This window comes from Rhodococcus sp. P14 (assembly GCF_000256505.1).
Lineage (GTDB): Bacteria > Actinomycetota > Actinomycetes > Mycobacteriales > Mycobacteriaceae > Rhodococcus > Rhodococcus ruber.
In genome coordinates this window covers 1-4,969 of sequence record NZ_AJFC01000152.1, presented here as the reverse complement: position 1 = coordinate 4,969, position 4,969 = coordinate 1, and the positions used below count along the sequence as shown (strand labels likewise).

6 protein-coding genes, 2 pseudogenes and 1 riboswitch are annotated in these 4,969 nt (G+C 71.5%); of the genes and pseudogenes, 6 read left to right on the top strand and 2 right to left on the bottom strand.

Annotation, left to right across the window (positions count from 1 at the left end):
- Positions 1 to 670, top strand: a pseudogene (locus tag OEY_RS28350) (MFS transporter); the annotation flags it as partial.
- A complete protein-coding gene (locus OEY_RS0111230) occupies positions 667 to 1,134 on the top strand; it encodes a DUF2771 family protein (protein WP_010593975.1) in 468 nt (155 codons plus the stop codon). The pseudogene OEY_RS28350 and the gene OEY_RS0111230, both read left to right, overlap by 4 nt.
- A gap of 87 nt (positions 1,135 to 1,221) precedes the next feature.
- Here the strand turns inward: OEY_RS0111230 and OEY_RS0111225 are convergent, their stop codons facing one another.
- Positions 1,222 to 1,632, bottom strand: a complete 411-nt coding sequence (locus OEY_RS0111225; RefSeq protein WP_010593974.1) for a cold-shock protein — start codon at positions 1,630 to 1,632, stop codon at positions 1,222 to 1,224.
- A gap of 167 nt (positions 1,633 to 1,799) precedes the next feature.
- On the opposite strand from OEY_RS0111225, the gene OEY_RS0111220 reads away from it, so the two are divergent.
- The 3 genes from OEY_RS0111220 (at position 1,800) to OEY_RS0111210 (ending at position 3,461) form a co-directional block, all read left to right on the top strand.
- The gene (locus tag OEY_RS0111220; RefSeq protein WP_010593973.1) at positions 1,800 to 2,042 is read left to right on the top strand and encodes a hypothetical protein; all 243 of its coding nucleotides are present in this window, start codon (positions 1,800 to 1,802) and stop codon (positions 2,040 to 2,042) included.
- Entirely contained in the window at positions 2,039 to 2,431 is a 393-nt protein-coding gene (locus tag OEY_RS0111215; protein ID WP_010593972.1) for a YccF domain-containing protein, read from the top strand. The genes OEY_RS0111220 and OEY_RS0111215 overlap by 4 nt, the downstream gene beginning before the upstream one ends.
- Positions 2,432 to 2,642: 211 nt before the next feature.
- Positions 2,643 to 2,867: riboswitch (cyclic di-AMP (ydaO/yuaA leader) on the top strand.
- 9 nt (positions 2,868 to 2,876) lie between these two features.
- Positions 2,877 to 3,461 (top strand): resuscitation-promoting factor Rpf1 domain-containing protein, encoded by a 585-nt coding sequence (locus tag OEY_RS0111210; protein WP_010593971.1) that lies wholly within the window; start codon positions 2,877 to 2,879, stop codon positions 3,459 to 3,461.
- Positions 3,462 to 3,525: 64 nt separating this feature from the next.
- On the opposite strand, the gene OEY_RS0111205 is transcribed toward OEY_RS0111210, so the two are convergent.
- On the bottom strand, positions 3,526 to 3,714 hold the full coding sequence (locus OEY_RS0111205; RefSeq protein ID WP_003936421.1) for a hypothetical protein: 189 nt from the start codon (positions 3,712 to 3,714) through the stop codon (positions 3,526 to 3,528).
- A 60-nt stretch (positions 3,715 to 3,774) separates the two neighbouring features.
- Here OEY_RS0111205 and OEY_RS28345 point away from each other — a divergent pair.
- Positions 3,775 to 4,969: pseudogene (locus OEY_RS28345) on the top strand (helicase-associated domain-containing protein); the annotation flags it as partial.

The following is a 4,969-nucleotide window of genomic DNA, read 5'->3' as shown; positions in this document are numbered from 1 at the left end:
CCGCCCCCAGCCGCTGGGACGGGCCGTGCTCACCGGACTGTGGGGTAACGGCACGATCCGGGTACTCACCGGTTTCCTGACCTTGTTCATCGCCTTCGTCGCCAAGTCGAGGACCGAGCACGAGCCCTTGGTCCAGGCCGCCATGCTGGGCCTGGTCGGCGCGGCTGCCGCCGTCGGCAACTTCACCGGCAACGCGACCGGCGCGCGGCTCACCCTGGGCCGGCCGGCCCTGATCGTGGTGCGCTGCACCGCGGCCGTGACGGTGGTGGCGGCGCTGGCCGCTGCGACCGGCAGCCTGTTCACCGCGGCACTGGTGGCGCTGGTGGGGTCCTGCGCGAGCGCACTGGCCAAGGTGTCGCTGGATGCGTCGCTGCAGCAGGACCTCCCGGAGGAGTCCATCGCGTCCGGGTTCGGTCGTTCGGAGACGGTGCTGCAACTGAGCTGGGTGTTCGGTGGGGCGCTGGGGGTGCTGCTGCCCACCGAGTACTGGCTCGGGTTCACCGTGATCACGGTCGTGCTGGCCCTCGGGCTGACGCAGACGATCCTCACCTACCGTGGAGGCACCGTCGTTCCGGGCTTCGGTGGCAAACGCCCGGAACACGCCACCCAGGAGACCACCGGTCGCAGCCCGCGGCCAGGCGGACGTACGACGAGAAACGGAACCCGATGAGACTGCAGCCCCGGACGAAGAAGACGATCGCGATCCTGGTGGTCGTGGCGCTGATCACGATCGGCGGGCTCACCGCGGTCGTGGTCTCCCTCGTCCGGTCGGCACCGCCGAGCCTGCCCACGGTGACGGCGTATGCGCAGGGCCGTGCGGTCACGGTCGAACCCGGCCTGTGCAGCGCCGACGGCACGTGCGCCGGTCTCGAGGCGGTGATGCTCGAGGTTCCGGCCGGCCGGCCGCTGCAGCTGTCGCTGCCGTCGGAGATCGCGGACTCCGACTGGCGGCTCAACGTCACCTACGGTGATCCGCGCACCGGCGAGATCTTCGAGGGGTTCCGCGACTACACGCCCGGGCAGGCCCGGGCCGTGACGGTGCCGTCCGACCCCGGGGCGCAGTTGCTGAACGTGGTGCTGCAGCTGCCCGCGACCGGGGAGCAGGCGCCGGTCTGGGCGATCCAGACGTTCTGAGCACCAGCGCGCACGCGCTCCGGGCCACAGCGCGCACGCGAGAGGGGCCTTCCGGTGCAGCACCGGAAGGCCCCTCTCGCTCGGGTGTCAGGAGTCGAGCTCGCGCGCGACGGCGCGCATGACCTCGGAGATCCGCTGGGCGGTCTTGCGCTCGGGATGACGGCCCTTGCGCAGCTCGGGCTGCACGGTGGCCTCGAGCAGCTTGATCATGTCCTCGACCATGCCGTGCAGTTCGTCGGGGGTGTGCCGCTTCTGGGGAGCCGCCTCGCGCCGGCCACCCTGGCGGACCGAGGGCAACGGATCGAGCAGTTTCAGACTGAGGGCCTGCGGCCCACGACGCCCCGCGGCCATGCCGAACTCGACCCGCTGACCCGGCTTGAGGCCCTCGACCCCGGCCGGGAGCGCGGACGCGCGTACGTAGACGTCCTCGCCCTCCTCCTGGGACAGGAAGCCGAAGCCCTTCTCCACGTCGTACCACTTCACCTTGCCGGTAGGCACTGCGTTCACCCGCTCCTCGACAGCCGTGCCCCGCGGGGCACGAGTGGATATGCAAAACAACGCGCCCCGCTTCGAGTGCGGGACGCGCAGACTTGCGTCAGTGTACCCGGGGCGCAGTCCGCTTCCGAAAGTCCGGCGACGGCGTGCCGGGCCGCGGAAGCACTACGGTGGAACGCGTGGGTACCTCCAGTTCTTCCGTACCGGGCAACGGCCTGCTCAAGGCCGCACTGGCCTGCTTCGCGGTCGGGGTCGTCGCCGTCGTGGCGATCTTCCTGACCCCCGTCGTCACCGACGGCCGGCCGGGCCTGGTCCTGTATCTGCTGACTCTCGCCTGGCCGCTCGGTTTCGTACTGGCCTTGACCTTCGCGCTGCGCTCCGGCCGGCGCGCCCGCGGAAGGGACCGCACGTGAGGATTCTGCTCAACATCATCTGGCTGGTCTTCGGCGGCCTGTGGCTGGCGCTGGGGTACTTCGTGGCGGGCCTGATCTGCTTCGTGCTGATCATCACCATCCCGTTCGGGATCGCGGCGTTCCGCATCGGTGTGTACGCGCTGTGGCCGTTCGGCAAGACGGTGGTGGACAAGCCCACGGCGGGGGCGGGTTCGCTGATCGGCAACGTGATCTGGGTGATCGTCGCCGGCATCTGGCTCGCCCTGGGGCATGTCGTGACGGCGATCGCGATGGCGATCACGATCATCGGCATCCCGTTGGCGGTCGCGAACCTGAAGATGGTGCCGATCTCGCTGCTGCCGCTCGGGAAGGACATCGTCCCGGTGGACAACCGGCCCAGTTACATGTGACGTTCCTCACATAACGCGGGCATAACGAGGGGGTCGCGGACCGGGACCGGCGATGGACTTTCGGCCCTACCTGCGACTTCATCGCGTCACACCGGGCACCTCTGCACCGCCGGCGCGACGCTCGGCGTTATCAATTGGTGACAATCACCGTCTCGAGCCGTTACCGTCATGTCCGGCCGGTTGGTTCGGCCACCCCGGGTCCGTCGCGCCAAATCCTGCTCCGCGGATTCCGGGTGTCCCGACGAACGATCCACGGGAGCAGGAAGCGGGGGACCCAACGGTCTCCCAGGGAACACCGATTCCCAGGAGGCACCCGGATCGCCGCCCCGGCGACGGTCCTTGGGGTGAAGCCGAATCGCCCACCGGCGAGGAGGCCGGGCTACCTCTTCAGCCCGAACCCGACAGCTGACCTCGTAGGCGCGTACGGAGAGGAATCGGAACCGACATGAGCGGACGCCATCGCAAACCCACCAACACCGGCCGCACCGTCGCCAAGTTCGCGCTGACCAGCGCTGTTCTCGGCGTCACGGGCGTCGCCTTCAGCGGCACCGCCAACGCCGCTCCCGACTCCGACTGGGATCGCCTCGCGCAGTGCGAGTCCGGCGGCAACTGGGGCATCAACACCGGCAACGGCTACCAGGGTGGCCTGCAGTTCTCCCCCAGCACGTGGAACGCCTACGGCGGCGGCGAGTATGCCGCGACCGCCAACCAGGCCAGCCGTGAAGAGCAGATCGTCGTCGCCGAGCGCGTGCTGGCCGGCCAGGGCTGGGGCGCATGGCCGTCCTGCTCCTCGAGCCTCGGCCTGAGCAGCGCGCCGACGCAGCGCAGCGCGCCGTCCACGAGCGCCGGCACCGTCCAGAACACCCCGGTCGTCGAGGCCGCCCCCGAGGCGCCCGAGCTTCCTGCCCTGCCCGCCGAGGCCCAGGGCCTGCGGGCCGGCTTCGAACAGGGCCTCGAGGCCCTGCGCCAGGCCGGCATCGCCGTCGACCAGAACCTCGTCGACGCGGTCAACGCCGCACTGCCGAACTGACACCCGGCACAGCCACACGAAAGAGCCCCGCACCTGCAGGTGCGGGGCTCTTCTGCAATCCGGGTCAGCGGTTGATGACGGTGCGGGGGTGGGTGTACGGCAGGGCGTCGACGGGCAGCGGGAACTCCATCTCCTCGCCGTACGGGGACAGCGGGCCGGAACGAGTCGAGGACAACTCGGTGACGGCGTGGTCCCCGTCCGCCACCTTGGGCCACCCCGGATCGACGTACTGCTTCTTCGAATTGTCAGCCATGCGCTCATTTTGGCAGGCACGTTCACGGATAGCCACTTCAGGTCTCTAATCTTGGTGTCGATGACCGCCACCGACCCCGCCGCGCCGGAGACCGGCCCGGAGTCACTCGCCCGCTGGCTCGCCGACCGCCGCGACGCCGACCTCGGCGAGCTCCTGCGCGCCCGCCCCGACCTGGTGGTCCCGCCACCCGCCACGATGACCGTCCTGGCCGGCCGCGCACAACAGCGCGCGTCGGTGTTCCGCGCCGCCGACGAGCTCTCCGTCCTCGACTTCGGGGTGGTCGAGGCCCTGACCCGGCTGGGTGCCGACCGGGTGCCCGTCACGCGCCGCGCTCTGCTCGACTCCCTCTCCGGTCGGGTCACGGCCAAGAACGTCGACCGGTCGCTCGAGGCCCTGCGCCGGCTCTCCCTCGTATGGGGCCCGGCCGAGGGGCTGCGGGTCGTCGAGGCCGCCGCCGCGACCGTGCCCTGGCGCCTCGGGCGCGGCCCCGACCCCGATCCCGACCCACAGGACCTCGGCGCCGTCCTCGCCGACCTCGACCCGGCCCGGCGCAGCCTGCTCGACACGCTGGCGCGCACCTCCCCCGTCGGCCGGACCCGCGACGCCGCACCGGACACACCCGCCGACCGGCCCGTGCAGCGCCTGATCGCGGCCGGCCTGCTGATCCGGCTCGACGACGAGACCGTCGAACTGCCGCACCGCGTCGGTCAGGCGCTGCGCGACGAGGCGCCGTTCGACCCCGCCGCCCTGACCCCGCCCCGGCCGCTGCCCGCGACGCACGTCGTCGCCGACGTCAACGCCACCGCGGCGGGTGCCGCCCTCGAGCTGCTGCGGCACTGCGAGAACCTGATCGACGCGCTCGGCGCCCTCCCCGCTCCCGCGCTCAAGTCCGGGGGTCTCGGGGTACGGGAGCTGCGTCGCCTCGCCAAGACCGTCGACGTGGACGAGCAGCTCGCCGCGCTGCTCGTCGAGGTGCTCGCCGCCGCCGGACTGATCGCACGGGGCATGCCGCAGCCGGCGCCGACCACGGACATCGACGACTACTGGGCGCCGACCACCGCCGCCGACGGCTGGTCGAACGCGCCGCCCGCGCAGCGCTGGGCCGTGCTCGCCGGCGCGTGGCTCGACGCGCCGCGCCGCATGTGGCTCGTCGGGCGTCGCGACGCCACCGACAAGCCGATCGCCGCACTCTCCGACGAGGCCCGGTCCACCGCCGCACCCCGTGAGCGGCGCCTGCTGCTCGAGCTGCTCGCCG

What these genes read in the sequence shown, in the direction of transcription:
- OEY_RS0111230 (WP_010593975.1), top strand. Translation starts at nt 667, where the DNA reads ATGAGACTGCAGCCCCGGACGAAGAAGACGATCGCGATCCTGGTGGTC.
- OEY_RS0111210 (WP_010593971.1), top strand. Translation starts at nt 2,877, where the DNA reads ATGAGCGGACGCCATCGCAAACCCACCAACACCGGCCGCACCGTCGCC.
- OEY_RS0111205 (WP_003936421.1), bottom strand. Translation starts at nt 3,714, where the DNA reads ATGGCTGACAATTCGAAGAAGCAGTACGTCGATCCGGGGTGGCCCAAG.